Source organism: Thalassospira lucentensis (genome assembly GCF_050516545.1).
In the GTDB taxonomy this organism is placed as follows: domain Bacteria; phylum Pseudomonadota; class Alphaproteobacteria; order Rhodospirillales; family Thalassospiraceae; genus Thalassospira; species Thalassospira lucentensis_C.
Genome location: NZ_CP191544.1, coordinates 3,907,452 through 3,927,185, shown reverse-complemented (window position 1 = coordinate 3,927,185; position 19,734 = coordinate 3,907,452). Strand labels below are relative to the sequence as shown.

General features: G+C 53.1%; 22 protein-coding genes and 1 tRNA gene. 9 read left to right on the top strand and 14 right to left on the bottom strand.

Features of this window, described 5'->3' with window-relative positions:
* Window positions 1-25 precede the first annotated feature (25 nt).
* The 8 genes from ptsN to ACQ0MK_RS18025 form a co-directional block, all read right to left on the bottom strand.
* Window positions 26-490, bottom strand: coding sequence for a PTS IIA-like nitrogen regulatory protein PtsN (gene ptsN / locus ACQ0MK_RS18060; protein ID WP_350041143.1), 465 nt, complete (start codon window positions 488-490; stop codon window positions 26-28).
* Between the two features lie 38 nt (window positions 491-528).
* Window positions 529-1,125 carry a ribosome hibernation-promoting factor, HPF/YfiA family gene (gene hpf / locus ACQ0MK_RS18055; protein WP_430473780.1) on the bottom strand — a complete coding sequence of 199 codons (597 nt, stop codon included), beginning with the start codon at window positions 1,123-1,125 and terminating at the stop codon, window positions 529-531.
* Between the two features lie 162 nt (window positions 1,126-1,287).
* Entirely contained in the window at window positions 1,288-2,871 is a 1,584-nt protein-coding gene (rpoN, locus tag ACQ0MK_RS18050; RefSeq protein WP_430473779.1) for an RNA polymerase factor sigma-54, read from the bottom strand.
* 64 nt (window positions 2,872-2,935) lie between these two features.
* Window positions 2,936-3,763 (bottom strand): LPS export ABC transporter ATP-binding protein, encoded by an 828-nt coding sequence (gene lptB, locus ACQ0MK_RS18045; protein WP_350041140.1) that lies wholly within the window; start codon window positions 3,761-3,763, stop codon window positions 2,936-2,938.
* Window positions 3,764-3,778: 15 nt separating this feature from the next.
* Window positions 3,779-4,657: an LptA/OstA family protein gene (locus ACQ0MK_RS18040; RefSeq protein ID WP_350041139.1), complete on the bottom strand. Its 879-nt coding sequence runs from the start codon at window positions 4,655-4,657 to the stop codon at window positions 3,779-3,781.
* Window positions 4,654-5,361: an LPS export ABC transporter periplasmic protein LptC gene (lptC, locus tag ACQ0MK_RS18035; protein WP_430473778.1), complete on the bottom strand. Its 708-nt coding sequence runs from the start codon at window positions 5,359-5,361 to the stop codon at window positions 4,654-4,656. The genes ACQ0MK_RS18040 and lptC overlap by 4 nt, the downstream gene beginning before the upstream one ends.
* A gap of 2 nt (window positions 5,362-5,363) precedes the next feature.
* Window positions 5,364-6,374 carry a KpsF/GutQ family sugar-phosphate isomerase gene (locus tag ACQ0MK_RS18030; RefSeq protein WP_430473777.1) on the bottom strand — a complete coding sequence of 337 codons (1,011 nt, stop codon included), beginning with the start codon at window positions 6,372-6,374 and terminating at the stop codon, window positions 5,364-5,366.
* A gap of 139 nt (window positions 6,375-6,513) precedes the next feature.
* Window positions 6,514-7,128 (bottom strand): ribonuclease D, encoded by a 615-nt coding sequence (locus tag ACQ0MK_RS18025; RefSeq protein WP_430473776.1) that lies wholly within the window; start codon window positions 7,126-7,128, stop codon window positions 6,514-6,516.
* A 203-nt stretch (window positions 7,129-7,331) separates the two neighbouring features.
* Here ACQ0MK_RS18025 and ACQ0MK_RS18020 point away from each other — a divergent pair, with 203 nt between their 5' ends.
* Entirely contained in the window at window positions 7,332-8,012 is a 681-nt protein-coding gene (locus ACQ0MK_RS18020; protein ID WP_430473775.1) for a hypothetical protein, read from the top strand.
* A gap of 45 nt (window positions 8,013-8,057) precedes the next feature.
* Here the strand turns inward: ACQ0MK_RS18020 and ACQ0MK_RS18015 are convergent.
* From ACQ0MK_RS18015 to rph, 4 genes are all read right to left on the bottom strand, one after another.
* Window positions 8,058-8,144, bottom strand: a tRNA-Leu gene (locus ACQ0MK_RS18015).
* Window positions 8,145-8,310: 166 nt separating this feature from the next.
* Window positions 8,311-9,492 (bottom strand): radical SAM family heme chaperone HemW, encoded by a 1,182-nt coding sequence (gene hemW, locus ACQ0MK_RS18010; protein WP_430476045.1) that lies wholly within the window; start codon window positions 9,490-9,492, stop codon window positions 8,311-8,313.
* A gap of 143 nt (window positions 9,493-9,635) precedes the next feature.
* Complete coding sequence (gene rdgB, locus ACQ0MK_RS18005; protein WP_430473774.1) at window positions 9,636-10,232, bottom strand: RdgB/HAM1 family non-canonical purine NTP pyrophosphatase; 597 nt, start codon at window positions 10,230-10,232, stop codon at window positions 9,636-9,638.
* A 151-nt stretch (window positions 10,233-10,383) separates the two neighbouring features.
* Window positions 10,384-11,100, bottom strand: a complete 717-nt coding sequence (rph, locus tag ACQ0MK_RS18000) for a ribonuclease PH (protein WP_430473773.1) — start codon at window positions 11,098-11,100, stop codon at window positions 10,384-10,386.
* 290 nt (window positions 11,101-11,390) lie between these two features.
* Between rph and hrcA the strand changes: the two genes are divergently transcribed.
* The 3 genes from hrcA (at window position 11,391) to cobB (ending at window position 14,158) form a co-directional block, all read left to right on the top strand.
* The gene (gene hrcA, locus ACQ0MK_RS17995) at window positions 11,391-12,449 is read left to right on the top strand and encodes a heat-inducible transcriptional repressor HrcA (protein ID WP_430473772.1); all 1,059 of its coding nucleotides are present in this window, start codon (window positions 11,391-11,393) and stop codon (window positions 12,447-12,449) included.
* A 50-nt stretch (window positions 12,450-12,499) separates the two neighbouring features.
* Window positions 12,500-13,141 (top strand): nucleotide exchange factor GrpE, encoded by a 642-nt coding sequence (gene grpE / locus ACQ0MK_RS17990; RefSeq protein ID WP_350041124.1) that lies wholly within the window; start codon window positions 12,500-12,502, stop codon window positions 13,139-13,141.
* 264 nt (window positions 13,142-13,405) lie between these two features.
* Window positions 13,406-14,158 (top strand): Sir2 family NAD+-dependent deacetylase, encoded by a 753-nt coding sequence (gene cobB, locus ACQ0MK_RS17985; protein WP_430473771.1) that lies wholly within the window; start codon window positions 13,406-13,408, stop codon window positions 14,156-14,158.
* Here the strand turns inward: cobB and ACQ0MK_RS17980 are convergent.
* Window positions 14,148-14,828 (bottom strand): ArsR/SmtB family transcription factor, encoded by a 681-nt coding sequence (locus ACQ0MK_RS17980; protein ID WP_430473770.1) that lies wholly within the window; start codon window positions 14,826-14,828, stop codon window positions 14,148-14,150. The genes cobB and ACQ0MK_RS17980 overlap by 11 nt on opposite strands.
* A gap of 83 nt (window positions 14,829-14,911) precedes the next feature.
* On the opposite strand from ACQ0MK_RS17980, the gene ACQ0MK_RS17975 reads away from it, so the two are divergent.
* Genes ACQ0MK_RS17975 through ACQ0MK_RS17965 form a run of 3 tightly spaced genes read left to right on the top strand, consistent with a single transcriptional unit; the run spans window position 14,912 to window position 16,544 of the window.
* The gene (locus ACQ0MK_RS17975) at window positions 14,912-15,862 is read left to right on the top strand and encodes a DMT family transporter (protein ID WP_430473769.1); all 951 of its coding nucleotides are present in this window, start codon (window positions 14,912-14,914) and stop codon (window positions 15,860-15,862) included.
* Window positions 15,859-16,188, top strand: a complete 330-nt coding sequence (locus ACQ0MK_RS17970; RefSeq protein WP_430473768.1) for an NIPSNAP family protein — start codon at window positions 15,859-15,861, stop codon at window positions 16,186-16,188. The genes ACQ0MK_RS17975 and ACQ0MK_RS17970 overlap by 4 nt, the downstream gene beginning before the upstream one ends.
* Complete coding sequence (locus tag ACQ0MK_RS17965) at window positions 16,185-16,544, top strand: antibiotic biosynthesis monooxygenase family protein (RefSeq protein ID WP_430473767.1); 360 nt, start codon at window positions 16,185-16,187, stop codon at window positions 16,542-16,544. The genes ACQ0MK_RS17970 and ACQ0MK_RS17965 overlap by 4 nt, the downstream gene beginning before the upstream one ends.
* Before the next feature lie 19 nt (window positions 16,545-16,563).
* Here the strand turns inward: ACQ0MK_RS17965 and ACQ0MK_RS17960 are convergent, their stop codons facing one another.
* The gene (locus ACQ0MK_RS17960) at window positions 16,564-17,505 is read right to left on the bottom strand and encodes a DMT family transporter (protein ID WP_430473766.1); all 942 of its coding nucleotides are present in this window, start codon (window positions 17,503-17,505) and stop codon (window positions 16,564-16,566) included.
* 244 nt (window positions 17,506-17,749) lie between these two features.
* Here ACQ0MK_RS17960 and ACQ0MK_RS17955 point away from each other — a divergent pair, with 244 nt between their 5' ends.
* Window positions 17,750-18,688, top strand: a complete 939-nt coding sequence (locus ACQ0MK_RS17955) for a LysR family transcriptional regulator (RefSeq protein ID WP_430473765.1) — start codon at window positions 17,750-17,752, stop codon at window positions 18,686-18,688.
* A gap of 87 nt (window positions 18,689-18,775) precedes the next feature.
* Entirely contained in the window at window positions 18,776-19,669 is an 894-nt protein-coding gene (locus ACQ0MK_RS17950; RefSeq protein WP_350159621.1) for a glycosyltransferase family 2 protein, read from the top strand.
* Window positions 19,670-19,734: the final 65 nt, after the last annotated feature.

The following is a 19,734-nucleotide window of genomic DNA, read 5'->3' as shown; positions in this document are numbered from 1 at the left end:
GACTACCCGCCGGTTACTGACCCTTTCAGGCGGCTTGTTCAGCCTCGTCCTGTGTCAGTAGCGCATAGATCGCATCGGCTGAGCCAGCACCACGCAGTTTATCGCACATGCCCTGATTGCGCAGCAGACGGGAAATCCGTGCGAGCGCTTTCAGATGATCGGCACCGGCTTCTTCTGGTGCAATCAACATGCAAAACAGATCGACCGGGTGTTCATCAACTGCATCGAACTCGATCGGGTTCTGTGCACGGGCAAAGACCATGTACAGACGATCAAGATCATTCAGCTTGCCATGTGGAATCGCGACACCACCGCCTACGCCAGTGCTGCCAAGTTTCTCACGATCAAGCAGGACAGAAAAAATCTCGCTTGCATCGCGTCCGGTAACTTCGGCTGCTTTCTCGGAAAGCTCCTCAAGCACAGCCTTTTTCGCACCGGACCGCAGTGCCGGAATGACCCCGGACGGGGTAAGAATAGATGATATGTCCATTTTTCGCGTTGTCTTGTTTGGCTCAGAACCCGTGCCCGTCAAGCCCCACCGGCATCCTTATCGTTTGGATCAAGCCAACCGATATTTCCGTCGGTGCGACGGTACACAACATTCAATCCGCCATGTTTACCATTCCGGAACATAAGCGCCGGAATATCCCCCAAGTCGAGCCGCATGACAGCTTCTCCAACAGAGAGCGTATCAATACGATCGGGCGTTTCAGCAACAATCACCGGTTCATAGCCGTTTACCTGATTGTCATCCGAATGATCATCTTCTTCCTGTGCGATCACATAGTGAACCGCATCAAGGCGAGCCTGCTCATGCTGGTCCCGGCTTGCGTGATGATCACGCAGGCGCCGTTTATAGCGCCGCAACTGCTTGGCCACTTTGTCGCAGGCGCTGTCAAAGGCTGGATAAACTTCATCCGCCGATGCCTTAGCCTGTACCATCATGCCCTTGCCAACATGGACCGAAATTTGCGTGTGATAGAGATGTGCCTGTTTGGTGATTGTCACCGTGGCTTCGATCGCGTGATCGAAATATTTCTCTACCGCAGGGTCCAAGGTCTCGACGACGTGCTCCCGAAGAGCGTTTCCTACGTCAAGTTGCTTACCGATAACCGTAATTTGCATGGATCGCCTATCCCTCTTTGAGTGACTTACCAGTACATATGGATGTTTGGAGCCCCTCAGTCAGGAGGGCGCACCATATTCCCTCGTAATAGCCAAGTCAAGATATGGGTATTCTACCTTAAATTACAGCACTTTATGGTGCATTTTTTGGGTAAAAAAGTGCTAGGAAGCACGTGATTTTTTTTCGCGTCGACGCTGGACCGACGAAGGAATGCGCATCGCCTCGCGGTATTTTGCCACTGTTCGGCGGGCAATGTCGATGCCTTCCTTACCAAGCAACTCGACGAGTTTGTCATCTGACAAAATCTTTTTCGGTTCTTCTTTATCGATCAATGACTTGATCCGATGGCGCACAGCTTCAGAAGAATAGGCATCCCCACCATCTGAAGATGAGATCGCTGTGGTAAAGAAGTATTTTAGCTCAAACATGCCGCGCGGTGTCGCCATGAACTTGCCATTGGTGACACGTGAAACCGTACTTTCATGCATGCCAATTGCTTCGGCAATGTCGCGCAGGATCAGTGGCCGCAAATGCGACACACCGTGGCTAAAGAATCCATCTTGCTGACGAACAATTTCGCTCGCCACCTTCATAATCGTGGTCGCACGTTGATGCAGTGCCTTAACCAGCCAGTTGGCAGTTTGCAGCTTTTCGCTCATGAAACCGCGTTCTTCGCGATCCCGTAAACCGGACCCGATCTGGGCGACATATTCTTCATTCACCAAAACACGCGGAAGCGCTTCGGTATTCAGCTCCAGATGCCAATTGCCATTGCCGGCTGCGCGCATCAAAACATCTGGAATAACCGGTGTTGCAACTTCACCATCGACTGTTTTGCCCGGGCGTGGATCAAGGTTTTTAATCTCGGCGATCATGTCATGCAGATCGTCGGCATCAACACCGCACACCCGGCGCAACCGATCAAATTCACGCTTTGCCAACAGATCAAGATTGGCCAGAAGGGCCGCCATCGCCGGATCAAAGCGATTCAGATCGCGCAATTGCAGTTCAAGACATTCGGCCAGATCACGGGCGAAAATGCCAACCGGATCAAATCCCTGCATCACGCTCAGAACGCGCTTAACGTCTTCGATGCTGCATTCAAGGGCGTCTGAAACTTCGCTAAGCTCGCCACTGACATACCCATTGTCATCAAGCATATCGATCAGATAGCTGCCAATCATACGCGAGGATGCATCGGCAAAGGCAATGTTCATCTGATCGTCTAGCAACTGGCGTAAGGTTGCTTCATCGGCAAGGGTTTGTTCAAGACCGGGCAGATCATCGCTGCTGCCAGACCCCGAACCACCGGCACCGCCGCCAGCCCCGCCGCTATAGGGGGATGAATAATCATGGTTGCCCGCAACCGGTTCACCATTGCGCGAAATTTCACCTTCACCGCCATACAGCGCATCGCTGGCCACATCAAGCGGTCCATCGTCATTGCCCATGGTTTCACTGGCGGTCAGGCGATCTGTACCAAACTGGTCATCGCGATCCGTGAAATTGTCCGTTGATCGGCTATCTATCCCGTCATCGCCATTGCCGACCGCCCCATCACCACTTTCGGCAAAGGTCTGGCCGGGATCAGCCCGCTCAAGCAACGGATTTTCCAGAAGCTCACTGTCAATGAAATTGGATAGCTCAATATTATTGAATTGCAGCAGTTTAATCGCCTGCTGCAGCTGGGGCGTCATGACAAGTGACTGGGACTGACGTAAATCCAGCCGCGCCTTCAGGGCCATTTATGCACTACCCCGTGTCAATCCGAACTTCCCCCAAGACTGGTATCTTTGTCCGGTGTCTTTATCAAAGGCTGAAACGATCGCCCAGATAAACCCTTCTAACATCGTCATTTCTGACGATCTCATCAGGACCACCTTCCATCAAAACCCGACCATCATGCAAAATATATGCCCGGTCGATAATATCTAGAGTTTCGCGCACATTGTGGTCAGTAATCAAGACCCCAATGCCACGATCTTTCAAATGACGGACAAGATCACGGATATCACCCACTGCAATCGGGTCAATCCCGGCCAGTGGTTCGTCAAGGAGAACGAAGTTTGGATGGGCCGCAAGAGCGCGGGCAATCTCGCAACGACGGCGTTCCCCGCCCGACAGGGCAAGAGCCGGTGTGCGTCTTAGATGCTCGATCGCAAATTCGGCCAGAAGGTCTTCAAGATTCTGTTCGCGCTTAATACGGTCGTCTTCGACCACTTCAAGAACAGCCATGATATTCTGTTCGACCGTCATGCCCCGGAAAATCGATGCTTCCTGAGGCAAATAGCCGATTCCCATGCGTGCGCGCTGATACATCGGCATCGCGGTGATATCGCGCCCATCAAGGGAAATGCTGCCGCGATCTGATGCGATCAGGCCGGTAATGATATAGAAACTGGTGGTTTTACCCGCACCATTCGGGCCCAAAAGACCAACAGCCTCACCGCGCTGAACCGATATGGAAACGTCTTTAAGCACCGGGCGCTTCTTGAAGCTTTTGCCAAGATTATGCGCCACTAGGCCCTTATTGGCACTGATCAGACGCGGGCCACCTGCTGAGGATGTTTGAGCTGCGCCAGCTACAACAGGCGCCTTTGAACCGTCGGATTTTCCGCTTTTGCGCGACCAGAACAAATTACCGACCTTTCCTCAGTTACCGGTCCCGGCATCACCCGGGTTATTATTTTCATCTTTTTCAGGAACCAGAAGGCCACGAACGCGGGCTTTGCCACCGCCGCTACCATCTGCAGTCAGGCGACTGACCCCTGTATTGAGATCAACCACGGCACGATCCCCGTTCAACTGGTTCTCGCCACGTGTGATCTTAACCGATCCCGTCAAGGTCACGATACCTGTTTTAGCATCATAAACCCCCTGATCGCCTACAACAAAGTCGGTAGAGGTGCGAATGTTCACATTCCCCTGTCCGTCAATGCGGCTTAATTCGTTTGCCCCGCCTTCTGCGGCATCGAACCGTGCGGTCAAAGTATCACCGCGCAAGGTGCGGTCTTCCGAAACGGCGACCGCATCCCCACGGGCAACGGCAATCCGTTTGGTTTCCCAATATTCCAGACTATCCCGCGCGGTCAGGGTTTCATTTGGTGTCGTGTATTTCAGGTTCTCACCGGTCAGGACAACCACGGATTCGTCAATGTCATACACCGCCTTGTCACCGGTTGCGACATCGGTATCGGACGACAGTTTGACATTGCCGGTCGCGATAATGCGATAAATCTCGCTATTGCCATCGCGGTCGCGATACAGCGCCTGAAGTTCATCGGCATCAACCCGCGACGTGCCGCGTTTGGCCACCGCATTCCCGCGCGCAATCAGGGTTTGGTCATTACGACGCCATTCGATGCCGTTATCAGATTCAACTTCCAGTCCGCCCGCACCATTCTGTGCCAGGCCCAATGGATCTGCCTGTGCATTCTTTGGCAAGCCATAAAGCCCGACAACGGCACTGCCCAGAAGCAGCACCATCAGAATTTTGCCGGCTTTTTGGCTTAGAAGCGGCATCGCGATCATGACTTCCCTTTCAATGCGCTATCGAAAATCACCAGATGGGATTTCCCGAGAAAGCGGATAACCGCCCCTTTATCTTCAAGCTCGAACCCTGAATCCGATTTGATCGTGCCAAACGGTCCCTGTCCATCGACAGGTACGTCACCACTGGCACTGCCGGAATTCATCGCGACTTCGGCTTCTTCGGTATGAATTTCAAAGCCGTTATCGTGATACATGTTCACCGTACCAACAAGATCCAGCATACCATCGGTTTCGGTATAGAACCCTTCATTCGCCGTCAGCGCGATCCAGGACCCATCTTCCAGCGTGATATCGGCTTGTGGTGCTTCAAGATAAACATGATCGGTGCGCGCCGCTGTTTCGGGGGTTTCAACTGCTTCACGCGCGGTTACGGTAAAGGGTTGTCGGTTGCCATCCACGCCAAAAAAGCGCGGATTGGTCATGGCGACATTTTCCATCAAATCTTCGGGTGAGGACGAAAATCCAAGACGAAAACCGCTATCTTGAACCTGTTCGATCTGCGGCCATAAAACCACCAGCGCCATCAAAGTCAGGGCAATTAGCGGCAAGACGAATTTCAGCATCGTCACAATCACCCGTCGGAACGGATTAATGCGCACATCACGCCGGCCGGAAGGCAACCGGTCCCGCGAAAGGCCCTGGGCCCTTCGGGAATCGACCTTTGGATTGCCCTCGACACTCATCCTTATGCCACTCCTGAACGCAGCAGATCATGGATATGAACAAGCCCGGCAGGCACACCGGCGTCATCAAGAACGAACAATGCGGTGATACTACGATCATTCATGATGGCAAGGGCTTCGACCGCCAATGCCCCTTCGTGGGTGACTTTCGGCCCCGCGGTCATGACATCAGAAACCTTCATCGCCACCAGATTATCGGCCATATGACGACGCAAATCGCCATCGGTTACAATCCCGACCAACTCGCCCCGATCCCCCAGAACCCCGACACAACCAAATGACCGACCGGTCATGGTGACAAGTGCCTCGGACATCAGCGCGTCCTTGGCAATCAAGGGCAGGCTATCGGCCGGATGCATGACATCACGAACATGCAGCAACCGTTGGCCCAGCTTGCCGCCGGGATGGAAGGTTTTAAAATCTTCGGCGCTAAACCCGCGACGCTCCATCAATGTCACCGCCAGTGCATCGGCCAAGGCCAGCATCGCGGTGGTTGAAGTCGTCGGGGCCTGTTTGTTCGGGCAGGCTTCCGGGCTAGCAGGTAGCACCAGCGGACAGTCGCTTTGCTTGGCAAGCGAGCTTCCCGGTTTACGCGTCATGCCGATCAGCGGCACCTTGAAACGCCGGGTAAAGGCAATAATATCGGAAAGCTCCGGGGTTTCACCGGAATTGGACAGCGCCAGAACCGCATCATCCTTGCCAATCATGCCCAGATCGCCGTGGCTTGCTTCGGCCGGATGGACAAAGAAAGATGGCGTTCCGGTCGAGGCAAAGGTCGCGGCGATCTTCTTGGCGATATGACCGCTTTTGCCCATGCCAGTGACCACCAACCGGCCCTTAAGGCCTTCGATCAGGTTGATCGCATCGCAAAACTCACCATTGAGCGAATCTGCAAGTTCGCGAAGGGCGGTTGCTTCGATATCAAGAACCCGACGCGCAATCGCAAGATCGGCATCAGAGGCCGGACTGGGGGACGTATTCGATAAAGCTTTGGAATCTGGGGTCACTGTCATCTGTTTCTTGTTTACGTTTCCCGCCAGGAAGTAAGGCGTTCCGACCTTTATGCAAGATCATTAAGCCAAAACTATGAACCCAGCGAATGTGGGGGTCAATTCCCTAACACATCCAATCTTCACAGGCGGTTAAACGTTCTTAGGAATGGGCAAAAATATCGGTGTCTTCCCAACCGGCCAAATCAAGGCTCGCGCGCATTGGCAGGAAGTCAAAACAGGCCTGCGCCATCTCGGTCCGCCCTTCGCGTGCCAGACGACGATCAAGCTCTTCGCGCGCCTTGTGCAGATACAAAACGTCAGACGCGGCATAATCGATCTGTTCTTGGGAAAGCTCGGGCGCACCCCAGTCAGAACTTTGCTGCTGCTTGGAAATCTCAACACCGACAGTCTCGCGCAAGACGTCTTTCAGACCATGGCGGTCGGTATAGGTACGGATCAGCTTGGAAGCGATTTTGGTGCAATAAACCGGCGCACAGCGCACACCGAGATACTTGTCCATCACGGCGATATCAAACCGGCCAAAATGAAACAGCTTCAGAACACTGTCATCGGCCAGAAGTTTTTTCAAATTCGGTGCACTGTAATCTTCCCCATCGAACTTGACCAGATGGGCATCGCCATCGCCGCTCGACAATTGCACGACACATAAACGGTCGCGGTGCGGGTTCAGGCCCATAGTCTCGCTGTCGATTGCCACAACCTTGCCAAGGTCAAGATCACCCGGCAGATCGCCGAGATGGAGGAAATTGGTCATTACGATGCTCCAGAAGGTCAGGATTTTCCTGTTCTTAACACAGCAAACGGCGTGTCGCGACGCAAAAGTCATGCCATTTGTGGGGTTTTTACATCTTTTGATTCGAGCAGATAGGCGCAACTCAAAATAACTTCCTCAATCTTTTGATGATCAATATGATCACTTAAACAACTATAGGCATTAACTAGATTAGTTGCAGACATATGCCCAAAAGATCGAAAGATGATCTATTAGAACAATTGCAGGAACAGCTTGATTTTCTTCGTAGATCATCAGCCATATTCGACACAGGCTACAAAAGCGAAGCAAAAAGACTCGCCAACCATGTGATGATTCTTGTGCATGATGGCCACAAGATTTCTTCCGTGCTCAGTCAACTCGGAGTTAGAGATCAACTCAAGTTCATTGACACAGGAGCTATGAGGGAAGCGGTTTTAGAATTAATCCGTGCAGATCTCAAAGAGCGCGGTCTCGATCCAAACACCAAAATGTACCATCAAAGTGCAAGGCTACTCTGCCTCGCTAGTAACCATCCAAAACCGAAGCTCTTCGAACCACTTCACAATAGCACACTTAACGATAGTAAATGGTTGAAGTTCGAGGACTGGTGGCACCAAGACGTAATTCTTGACCACGACGACCGAAACCTTTCAAGAAATAAGCTTACGGCATATTTGCGAGACCAAGATGGTGGCGCTCACATTGATCCTAAACTAGGTGGCAATTATCACCGTCTAACACGTGGCAAAGCTCAAAATATGAAGCTTAGCGTAAACGGTAAGCTGTTGTTTGACGAAGGGCCGATACTTCCGACAATGAGACAAATAGCGTTCGAGCTGTTGCACAGCATTATAACGCAATTGGATATTATTAAACGAGCATAGGCCCAAAACGACAATACCCCAGCACATCAAAAATGTGCTGGGGTATGGTGCCCAGGAGAAGACTCGAACTTCCACGACCTTGCGGCCACTGGCACCTGAAGCCAGCGCGTCTACCAATTCCGCCACCTGGGCATAGGGGCATCTGGTTTGTTCGGCGGAACCCGCCGGAACGGGGCGGAATATACGCGGTCAGCTTGAAGTGTCAACCACCTTTTTGATGGTTTGGTGAAACTTCAACGCCGCCAATGATGTTGATCCGAAAACATACGGGTTTTCTTGGGTTTTGGCCGTTTTACGATCACGCCGATTGGTCGAATAAATAGGCCAATACACCGTTCAAACGGTTCCGTCCCTGTTGGGTTGCGCGCAAGCCTGAAGAATCACAGACCAGATCACCCGATACAATCAAGGTTTCCAACCGCTCCGAATCAAGCACATCGCGCGGGGCTTTGCCGATAATCCGATCAAACCGCGATACCGGAATGGCTTCATTCAGGCGCAAGCCCATCATCACCATTTCAAGCAGGCGTTCACGGGATTCAAGAACGGTTTCTTCCTGTGTGCCGTGACCGTGTTTTTCCACCCGATCAAGCCAGATATCGGGTGCGCGATGACGGCGCACCGCCATTGGGACCGTGCTGCCATCAGGTTGAATAACCGCTTCGCGGCCATGTGCCCCCGGCCCGATCCCCAGATAATCACCATAGCGCCAATAAACCAGATTATGGCGGCTTTCCTGCCCCGGTTTGGCGTGGTTGGACACCTCATAGCAGCCATATCCGGCCGCACTGGTTTCTTCTTGGGTGATTTCGTAAAGTTCGGTCGCCAGGTCTTCGTCAGGCACAACAAGATCACCGCGCTGATGCAGGGTATAGAACTGCGTGCCCGGCTCGATCGTAAGCTGATAAAGCGAGATATGACCATTGGCGATATCAAGCCCTTCACGAAGTTCACGTCGCCATGCCTTGGGATCATGTTCCGGGCGGGCATAGATCAGATCGAAGGAAAACCGGTCAAACACGGTGGTCGCAACGTCCAGGGCGCGCAAAGCTTCCTTGGCACTATGCACACGCCCCAAAAACTTTAAATCACGGTCATTAAGCGCCTGAATGCCAATGGAAACCCGGTTGATGCCATTTGCGGCAAAGGCCGAAAAACGATCAATCTCGACCGTACCCGGATTGGCTTCCAGCGTGATTTCAAGATCGTCGGTTACTTTCCAAAACGTCTTGATATCGGCAATCAGCGCACCCGCCGTTTCCGGGTCCATCAGGGACGGCGTCCCACCCCCAAAGAACACCGACCCTACCGTGCGCCCCGGATGGCGCTCGGCCCCTGCAGCCAATTCAGCACGCAGCGCCTTGCGCCAGCGAACATGATCAACACTGTTGGACACATGACTGTTGAAATCGCAATAAGGGCATTTCGACAGGCAAAACGGCCAGTGGATATAAATGCCAAATGGCACAGTTTCGGCCATGGTGGCGGACACAATAGGTGCGGACACGCGGAACTCGATCTCGATTACGGGAAGTTACAGCCTCAAAGTAACACGCACCGCCGATAATCACATCAGCGATGCGTGCATGGGTTCAATGCAGGCAATATGAGCTTGCAGACGGCTTACCCGAAGCAGGCCTTGACCAACTGGGCAAAAGCATCGGCACGGTGGCTCATTTCATGCTTTTTGGTCGGGTCCATTTCGCCAAAGGTTTCGTCATATCCTTTGGGTTGGAAAATCTGATCATAGCCAAACCCGTGACGCCCCCGTTTTGGCCAAACGATTTCGCCATCCACCTTACCTTCGAAATTTTCAACATGACCATCAGGCCACGCCAAAGACAGCGCACAGATAAAGGATGCCCGACGGTCAGGATGGTTGCCAATACCGTTCTGGACCTTTTCCATTGCCATGTCGAAATCCTTGTCCGGCCCGGCCCAACGCGCGGAATAAATTCCCGGTGCACCATCAAGGGCCGATACCGCAAGGCCGCTATCATCGGCCAAAGCCGGCAAGTTCGCGCCCTTGGCTGCTGCCATTGATTTTAGCTGCGCATTGCCGATGAAGGTTTTTTCGGTTTCTTCGGGTTCAGGAAGGTCAAGATCCCCTGCCGAAAAGACTTCGATCCCGAAAGGTGCGAGAAGTTCGCCAATTTCCTTGATCTTGCCTTGGTTGTGGCTGGCGATAACGAGTTTTTTTTCCGTAAAGCGACGGGCCATGTGTCTGCCTGAAAGCGATTTTAATTAAAGGGTTAGATCAGAATAAGGTTCTTGAGATTCGTTTCATGCTGAGCCGAAAATGGGTGGTCGCGAGAACCGAAGCGCAGCTACCCGCCATTTTCAGGCCAGCATGGGACGAAGATCAGCGACCTTAAAGGCCAAGTGCCTCGCGTTGTTTGGCAAACAGCTCTTTGCAGCCTTTTTCGGCCAGCGCGAACATCTTGTCATAGGCTTCGCGATCAAACGGAACGTCTTCGGCAGTTGCCTGTACTTCAACAATCCCGCCATTTCCGGCCAGAACGAAGTTGGCATCGGCACCGGCATTGCTGTCTTCGGCGTAATCAAGATCAAGCACGGCTTCGCCGTTATAAATGCCGCATGAAATGGCTGCGACCGGCTGGGTGAACGGGATTTCCTTGATCAGGCCAAGGCGACGGACACCCTGAAACGCCAGATGGGCTGCTACATACGCACCGGTGATTGAGGCTGTGCGGGTACCGCCATCGGCCTGAATAACATCACAATCCAGACGCATCTGCATTTCGCCCATTGCCTTCATGTCGGCAACGGCGCGAATCGAACGACCGATAAGTCGCTGAATTTCCTGAGTCCGGCCAGACTGACCGCCACGGGCGGCTTCGCGGTTCATGCGCGAATCGGTGGCACGCGGCAACATGCCGTATTCGGCGGTGATCCAGCCTTTGCCAGAATTGCGCATCCAGCCCGGAACTTTATCTTCGACCGTTGCGGTACATATAACGTGCGTGTCCCCAAACTTGATCATGCAGGAACCTTCGGCATATTTGGAAATACCGGTTTCAATTGAAACGTCGCGAAGCTGATCAGCGGAACGGCCGGATGGGCGCATGGGTGGGAACCTCTTGGTTGTCTGTATGGTATTCATGCAAAAGACAAGAATACTAAACTGTCTGGAAATTTGGCCCAAAGTAAGATGACACCCGCCAAAGGTCCAGCAGTTTCCCGGTCTGAATTCAGACGATTCGTGTGATTGAAACCCTGTTTTCAAACCAAACCCTTGAAACAGGTGACGGTTCAATTGGTTGTGCAATGCCGGTGCGATTGACGCAGTGCCATTGCCTGACTAAATTCTCACGGCAACTTCAATCATGATTTGCTTAAACTGGTTGGCACGTACACATGGCGCACTTTGACGATACATTGCTTGGCGACATGAATGCGCGGTCACGTGAAGTGTTCCGTCAGATTGTCGATGCCTATGTCGAAACCGGCGAACCCATCGGGTCCCGGTCAATTGCGCGGCGCATGTCGGAAAGCCTGTCGGCAGCGACCATTCGCAATGTCATGTCCGACCTTGAAGAAATGGGGCTTTTGGTTGCCCCACATATTTCGGCCGGTCGGTTTCCCAGTGAAAAAGGCCTGCGGTTGTTTGTTAATGCATTGATGGAGGTCGGTGATCTTCCCAATGCCGAACGCGACCAACTGACCAAGAATTGCGAACAGGCGGGCTATTCGCTGGATCAGATGCTGGGCGAAGCAACGACCATGCTGTCGGGCCTGTCGCGCTGTGCCGGATTGGTGGTTGCGCCAAAAACCGATGGCATTCGACTAAAACAGATCGAATTCGTTGCCCTTTCGCCGGGCAAGGTGCTTGCGGTTCTGGTGTCGCAAAACGGCAGTGTTGAAAACCGAATCCTTGATGTTCCGGTCGATTTGCCCGCCTCGGCATTGACAGAAGCTGCGAATTATCTAAATACCCGGTTGGCGGGAAAGACACTTGATGATGCCAGATTGCTGATCACGCACGAACGGGATCGGCTTAAGCAGGAGCTTGATGATCTTTCTGCCAATCTGATTGATGCGGGCCTTGCAACATGGGCTGGCGGGGTCAAAGGGTCGTCCCTGATTGTAAAGGGACAATCCCAGCTGTTGGAAAATATCGATACAATTGAACAGCTTGAGACCGTTCGCCGCCTGTTTAATATTCTCGAAGCCCGGGATCAGATGATTGAATTGCTTGATGTGACGACGGACGCTCAAGGCGTTCAGATTTTCATCGGGTCGGAAAATAAGCTGTTCGGGGGATCGGGTCTGTCGATGGTGATTTCGCCCTATCAGAATGCAGAAGGCAGCATTGTGGGCGCAATCGGGGTTGTCGGACCGACCCGGATCAATTATGCCCGGATCATTCCGCTGGTCGATTACACCGCCAAACTGGTCGGTCGACTGATTGGATAAATCGCGGCGCTGCGTGTCAGGCCGCATAACGTGAAAGTAACAGGTTAGCCATGTCGGAAACCGCAAAGAATTCTCCGGAAGATCTGCAGGATGTAAACGCAGAGCAAGCCGCCGCCGAAGATATCGCAGCAGATGCGCTTGAAGCCGAGAGCGAAGACATCGTGATCGAAGATCCGGTCACCGCCCTTCAAGCCGAAGTTGCCGAACTTAAAGACCGTCTGTTGCGTCAGGCCGCCGAGGTGGAAAACACCCGCCGCCGCGCGAAAAAAGACGTCGAAGATGCTGGCAATTATGCGATTACCAAATTTGCCCGTGAACTGCTTGATGTTGGCGATAACCTGCGCCGCGCCCTTGATGCTGCTGGCGACACGTCTGCTGCCGACCCGGTGATGAAAACGCTGGTTGAAGGCGTTGAAATGACCGAACAGACGCTTTTGCGCGCACTTGAAAAGAACGGCGTTGAAAAGCTTGAACCGCTTGGTGAAAAGCTTGACCCGAACAAACATCAGGCCGTGTTTGAAATGCCGAACCCGGAATACCCGGACGGTCATGTCGCACAGGTCATGCAGGCCGGTTACATGCTCAAAGGCCGCCTTTTGCGCCCGGCAATGGTTGGGGTTACCAAAAACCCGGCTGGCGAAGCACCGGCAAAGGACGACACCCCCGGCGGGAATGTCGATACCTCGGCCTAAGACATATCAGAACGCATAAACCGGTTTTAGCGGATCGGGTTTATCAAACACCCCTGCCAGATATTATATTTGGCGGGGGTGTTTTGTTTTGCGTGTGGCGAAGTTTATGTCTCGATGGATTCCCGCCTTTATGCGAATGACGTACACTCTCAAGACATTTACCCTAAAGACGGCCCGATAATCGTCATGCCCGCGTTGGTGCGCATCCATGGAACAGCCGGAACGCCAAAACCCAAATTTCCAACCTGACAGGATTCCCTTGCCATGCCACTTCGCCCCGATCTGATTGACATTTTGCGTAATGAAGCTGCCCCGATTGTCATTCTCACCGGTGCCGGTATTTCCAAGGAAAGCGGCCTGCATACATTTCGCGATCCGGATGGCATCTGGGCAAAATACGACATTTCCGAAGTCGCCACACCGGATGCCTTCATTGCCAATCCCGATCTGGTGCATCACTTTTACAATGATAGACGGGCCGGGTTGCTTGACCCCGCAGTTCAGCCCAACGCCGCCCATCTTGCCTTGGCAAAGCTGGAAGCAGAATGGCCGGGGGATGTTTTACTGGTCACGCAAAACATCGATGATCTGCATGGGCGTGCCGGATCCCAAAACCTGATCCATATGCACGGCGAATTGCAAAAAATCCGCTGCACGCATTGCGATCTTTTGACCGACTGGCGCGATGATCTGACCAAGGAAACCCGCTGCCCGTCCTGTAGCAAATCGGGTGGGCTGCGCCCGCATGTGGTGTGGTTTGGCGAAATGCCGCTTGAGATGGAACGCATTTATGCCGCCTTGGGCAGTTGCGGTCTTTTCATATCAATTGGCACATCGGGCAATGTCTATCCGGCGGCAGGATTTGTTCAGATTGCCCATGAAGAAGGCGCTGCTGAAACGGTTGAGCTCAATCTTGAACCCAGTTCAGGTGCAACCTTGTTTGATCATAGCGCCTACGGTGCGGCCACCGATCTGGTGCCGAAATTTGTTGCCGCCCTTTTGAAAACTAGCGACTGATCAGGTCGCGAAACTGACGTTCGCCTTCGGTGCTAAACCGAACCGTGCGCGAGTCGGAAACTCGCCTGGCCCAACCCAGATCATAAAATCGGTCCAGTAGCGCTGCGCCAAACGATCCCGCCAGATGTGATTGCCGGGCACTCCAGTCAAGACATTCCCGACAGAGCGGTCGGCGTTTGCTGCGCAGCGCATCAAGATCAATGCCAAATGTGGCGGCGAATTCGATGCCATCTTTGGTCAAACTCACGCCGTTGATGTCGGTTTCAATCAAACCGCGCCGGGTAAGCCCGTCAAACAATGCGACCCCCATGTCACCGGCCAAATGGTCGTAACAGACCCGTGCACGTCGAAGCTCCGGGTCCTTTGGTCCGGTGCGCACCCGGTTATGGCCAACCCGGTTGGCTATTCCCATCAGGACTTCAAGTGCTTCGACAATGTCCGGGCCTGACAGCGTGAAGTAACGATGCCGCCCCTGCTTGCGCTGGGTAAGGATCAATCCTGCTTCAAGCTTTGCCAGATGCGAGCTTGCGGTTTGCGGCGTCACGCCAGCTTCTTGCGCCAGTTCAGCTGCGGTCAAGGCCCGACCGCTCATGAGTGCGGTCAGCATATTCGCGCGCGCCGGATCGCCAAGCAATGCAGCCACGCGGGCAATATCGGGTCCTTCTTTCATAGTTCGATGTTAGTCGAAGCATTAAGAGCAAACAATCGGCTATTCCGGTTCTTGCAAAGTCAACTGACACCCAAGAGCCGTAAATGAACCAGACCAGACCCAATCTAGCACTTGAACTTACCCTGCTGGCTGTACTGGCCACGCTTTGGGGCGGGTCCTATGTGCTGATCAAAATTGCCGTTGCCGAGATACCACCGCTGACCCTGATTGGATTTCGTGTCGGAATTGCCGCCCTGTTTCTGTGTGGCTTGGTCATTTGGCAGGCTGGAAGATTTCCCCGAGACGGGAATACCTGGCGGAAATTATTCACCCAGTCCGTTTTCAATAGCCTTGGCGCATGGACCGTACTTGCCTGGGGTCAACAGTTCGTCGATAGCGGCCTTGCCAGCGTATTGAATTCAACCTCCCCGGTTTTTGTCTATCTTTTCACCCTTGTTTTTGTCGGGCGCAGCAATGCCGGACCTTTCAAGCTTTTAGGTGCGCTGCTTGGCATCACCGGTGTTGTCCTGATTGTCGGGCCGGGGGTTTTGGCGGGACTTGGCGATCAGGTTGCCGGACAGTTAGCCATTCTCGCAGGGGCCGTCCTCTATGCGGGTGCTGCATTATACGGACGCCAGTTATCGCATTTATCCCCCGGCGTTTCAGCCGCCGGGACAATGATCTGGGCCAGTGTTTTTCTGATCCCGACCAGCATCATTATTGACCGGCCATGGAACCTTTCACCCTCAATCGACGCTGTTTTGGCCGCCGTAACACTTGGCGTTTTCTGTACCGCATTTGCCCTTCTGATCTATTTCCGGCTGTTGCGGACTTTGGGTTCCATGGGCGTCGCCAGCCAAAGCTATCTTCGGGCGGGCATTGGCGTATTGCTGGGTGTGGGGCTTCTTGGAGAACCCCTGACACTTTCGACGCTTGCGGGAATTTTCTGCGCCATCCTTGGTGTCATTGCGATCAATCTCGCGCCGGTATTTTCAAGTTCATTTCACCCACCCGCAATCGAACCATCCGTCCCGAAGAAGGAGAAATCAATATGATCACCTGTTTTATCCGCTATGAAATCGACCCGTACAAAAAAGACGCCTTCATTGAGTATGCACGAAACTGGGGGCAGGCCATCCCGCGATGTGGTGCGGACCTTGTCGGATATTTCGCCCCGCATGAAGGATCGCTGACAACTGCTTATGGTATCTATCATTTGCCCGATCTGGCATCCTATGAAGCCTATCGCGCACGCCTGAAAGATGATCCGCTGGGACGGGAGAATTACGCATTTTCCCAGCGCGAGAAATTCATCCTGCGCGAAGACCGCCAGTTTTTGAAAATTGCTTCATCCCCACATTCGGAGCTGATCAAGCCATGATTGCCGTGATTTTCGAAGTCACCCCACACCCCGATCATTATGACGAATATCTCGCCACTGCTGCGGACCTGCGCCCGATTCTTGAGGGGATGGATGGTTTTATTTCAATCGAACGGTTCGAGTCCCTGACAACAGAGGGGAAAGTTCTCTCCCTGTCATTCTGGCGCGATGAAGATGCGGTTAAAGCATGGCGGAATGTGCCAGAACATCGGGTGGCACAGAACGAAGGCCGCAATCGTATCTTTGCCGATTATCGCTTACGTGTTGCCGGTGTCATTCGCGATTACGGCATGGAACCCCGCGATCAGGCACCGGCGGATTCGCTATCCCACCATGCTCAAAACACCAAGGATTGATGGTCTGACAACGTGATTCTCAGGCCTTGGCAGGTTTCGGGGAGGGTTCTTCGTCCCCGATTTCTGCGGCTTCTTCGGGATCGATCGATTTGGCCCCGCCTTTGAAATCCAACAGCATGACTGCCAGAACCACGATCCCTGCCCCGATAAAAATAAATGGCATCGGCAGCATATCGAAAAAGATCAAATCCATCGCGACGGAAAAGGGAAGTGCCGTATAGGCAGCAGGCGAGACAACACTGGCATCAGCCACGCGAACGGCACGCAAAACCATGTAATTGGTCATCATGGCAAAAAAGCCCGCACCGGCAGAATACACCCAATCGACAAGCGAGGCCGGTTGCCACATGATCACGGCAATCGGCACCCAAATCGCGATTGCGACGATCTGTGGCCAGAACAGCATGGAAAAATTGGTTTCAGTCCGGGTCAGGACCTTGGCAAACAGGGTTTGGGCAGAAAAGCAAAATGCCCCGATCAGGGCCGCTGCCACACCAAGGGGCAACCCAAACCCATCCATCTGCGGGGCGCACATAACCCACACCCCCACCAACCCCAGCAAGGTGGCAATCATTTTGCGGGCGGTAAGCTTCTCGCCCAAAATCACCACCGCCAGCAGCACGGTCAGCAATGCTTCGATAAACAAATAGGCATTGACCTCGGCGATGCTCATTTGGCGCAGCGCAAAGAACACAAAGAACAGCGATCCATACCACAGCAACCCACGTGCAGCATGCGCCATGGGGCGACGGGTTCGGATGGACCGTGTGCCGATAAACATCAAGATGATCAGAAACACAGCGACCGTTGTGACCGCGCGCATTGCCAAAATCTGTGCTGTTGGCACATCGTGCGACACCAGCTTGGCGCAAACATCGACAAAGACGCCTGATGCCATCGCAGCGGTCATCCACAAAACGCCGCGGAGATTGCCGCTTAGGCGCATCAGCGTCCCGGTCATGGTCGTTCCCAATATTTTGAAAGCTATTAGGGTTTCCGGCAATCGGCAGTGACTGCTGCGTGGTGGCGCAAGGAGGCATCGAAAATCAAGGCCGGAAACCCTGTATGACAATGATATTGCCTGCTTGTTTCGCAAAAAACGAATGAAGAGTTTTCAGCCATTGATGAGATTTTTTTGCCCCACTTTCACATCAGGCCTGATAGACAGTAGAACCCTTGCGAAACTGTCCGTATGGAAAAGTTCAATGCGCCGAAAATTGCCCCCGTTACGCGCGCTTGTCGCCTTTGAAGCCACCGCCCGCCATCAAAGTGTCAAAGGTGCCGCCGAAGAACTGCATGTCACCCAAAGTGCCATCAGCCATCAACTGCGCCAGTTGGAAGAAAGTCTTGGCGTGGTTTTGTTCACCCGTAAGGGCCGCGGCCTGAGCCCGACAAAGTCGGCCGAGCTTTTGCTGCCCCGCCTGACAGAGGCACTTGATGGCATTGCCGATATCACCGGTGAAGTTGGCCCGGACAAGGGCAAGGCCATTCGTATTGGTGCGTTGGCAACTCCAGCGCTGACCGTATTGCTTTATGAGCTTGATAACCTGCGCGACCGCTTGCCGGCCGATATCCCGGTGCAATTTCGCAAGATCGAATTTGATGACGGGCTTGATCCGCTTGAAATCGATCTGGCTTTGCAAATCGCGCCCAAGGATTTACCCGGCCCTGAAAACTGGGTAACCGAACTTCTGACACCAGAAGTCTATACCGCCTTTGCCGCCCCGGAATGGTTGGAAAAGCGTGGCTTCGATGCCGGCAATATTGACGTTGCCCATCTTGGTCCGCGCGACATTTTGCTGATCGACAGTGACAGCGAACAATTTTCCCAGATCGAACAATGGTTCAAGAATGCCAGTTTCTCCTTGGCGGATTGCTGGACCTTCAGCCATCATATCTGGGCCCTTGAAGCAGCCCGTGCTGGTCAGGGTATTGTTGCCAGTACAGATGTGGTTGCACGCAATTATGTTGAGCGCGGCGAACTGGTTGCACTTAATTTCCCGGATTTCATTTCGCACTGGTGGTATCGCCTTTTGATCCGCCCGGCCCGCCAAAAAGATCCAGTGGTGATTGAAGCCGCCAATTGGATCCGCGAGTTGATCAATCCGAAAACAGCATCACTCGCCCGTAAAAAGATCATGTGATCTGATTGTCCATTGCCCTGAATCGTTGAAAATAGTAGGGTTCCCCGACAAAATTTACGGCGAATCTGCCGAAAAAGAATGGGGTTTATGGGGAAGATGACATCCTTGGTATCGGTCGTAGTCACGACCTATAACTGGCCTGAAGCACTCTCCCTGGTGCTAAATTCTCTTGCAGATCAACAGGATCGCAATTTCGAAATCATCATTGCGGATGATGGATCAGGTGGCGCAACCACCCGTGTGATAGAGAGTTTTGCCGCCACATCCCCGGTTCCCGTCAAACATTACTGGCACGAAGATAACGGATTTAAGGTTGCCAAGGCCCGCAATGGTGCCATCGCCATGGCGGAAGGCGAGCTTGTTATCTTCATTGATGGTGATTGCTGTGTGATGCCTGACTTCATCACCCGCCACCGCAAGGCAGCAGAAGCCGGTTGTCTGGTTTCGGGCAAACGCGTTTTCATTAAACAACGCCTGACCAAAACGCTGCTTGCGCGCAAGTGGGCATTTCATAAATGGCCACGTGCGATGTTGTTCCTGATTGCCGTGTTCGGGTTTACAAACCGTCCGTTTCAGTTCATTCGCCTTCCTCATAACGGCCCGTGGCTGTGGGAGCATGAAAAATGCTGGCGCAAAGCACAGACGTGTAATCTTGGGGTTTTCAAAGCAGATATTGACAAGATTCACGGCTTTGACGAGGCATATCAAGGGCATGGTTGGGAAGATTCAGATTTCGTCCTGCGCTTGTTGCGATCCGGCCTGAAACGCAAGAATGTCGAATATTGCTCGCCCGTTCTGCATCTTTTCCATGATCGAAAAATTGCCCAGCGTCACGAAGGCGGTGATGGTGCAAGCAACTGGCACCGGTTTAATGAGCACCTTCTCAATGACCCAAAACGCTATCTGCCATCGGCCGTTAACGACCAGAATGGTTCGGTCAAAAAGGCCCCCTCATCGCAAGCTGAAAAAGAGATTGCCTGACTTTCGACCAAGGACGCATGCGCACCCCCTTGGAAGCTGCGACATTTCACGATAAAAGGGCGGCA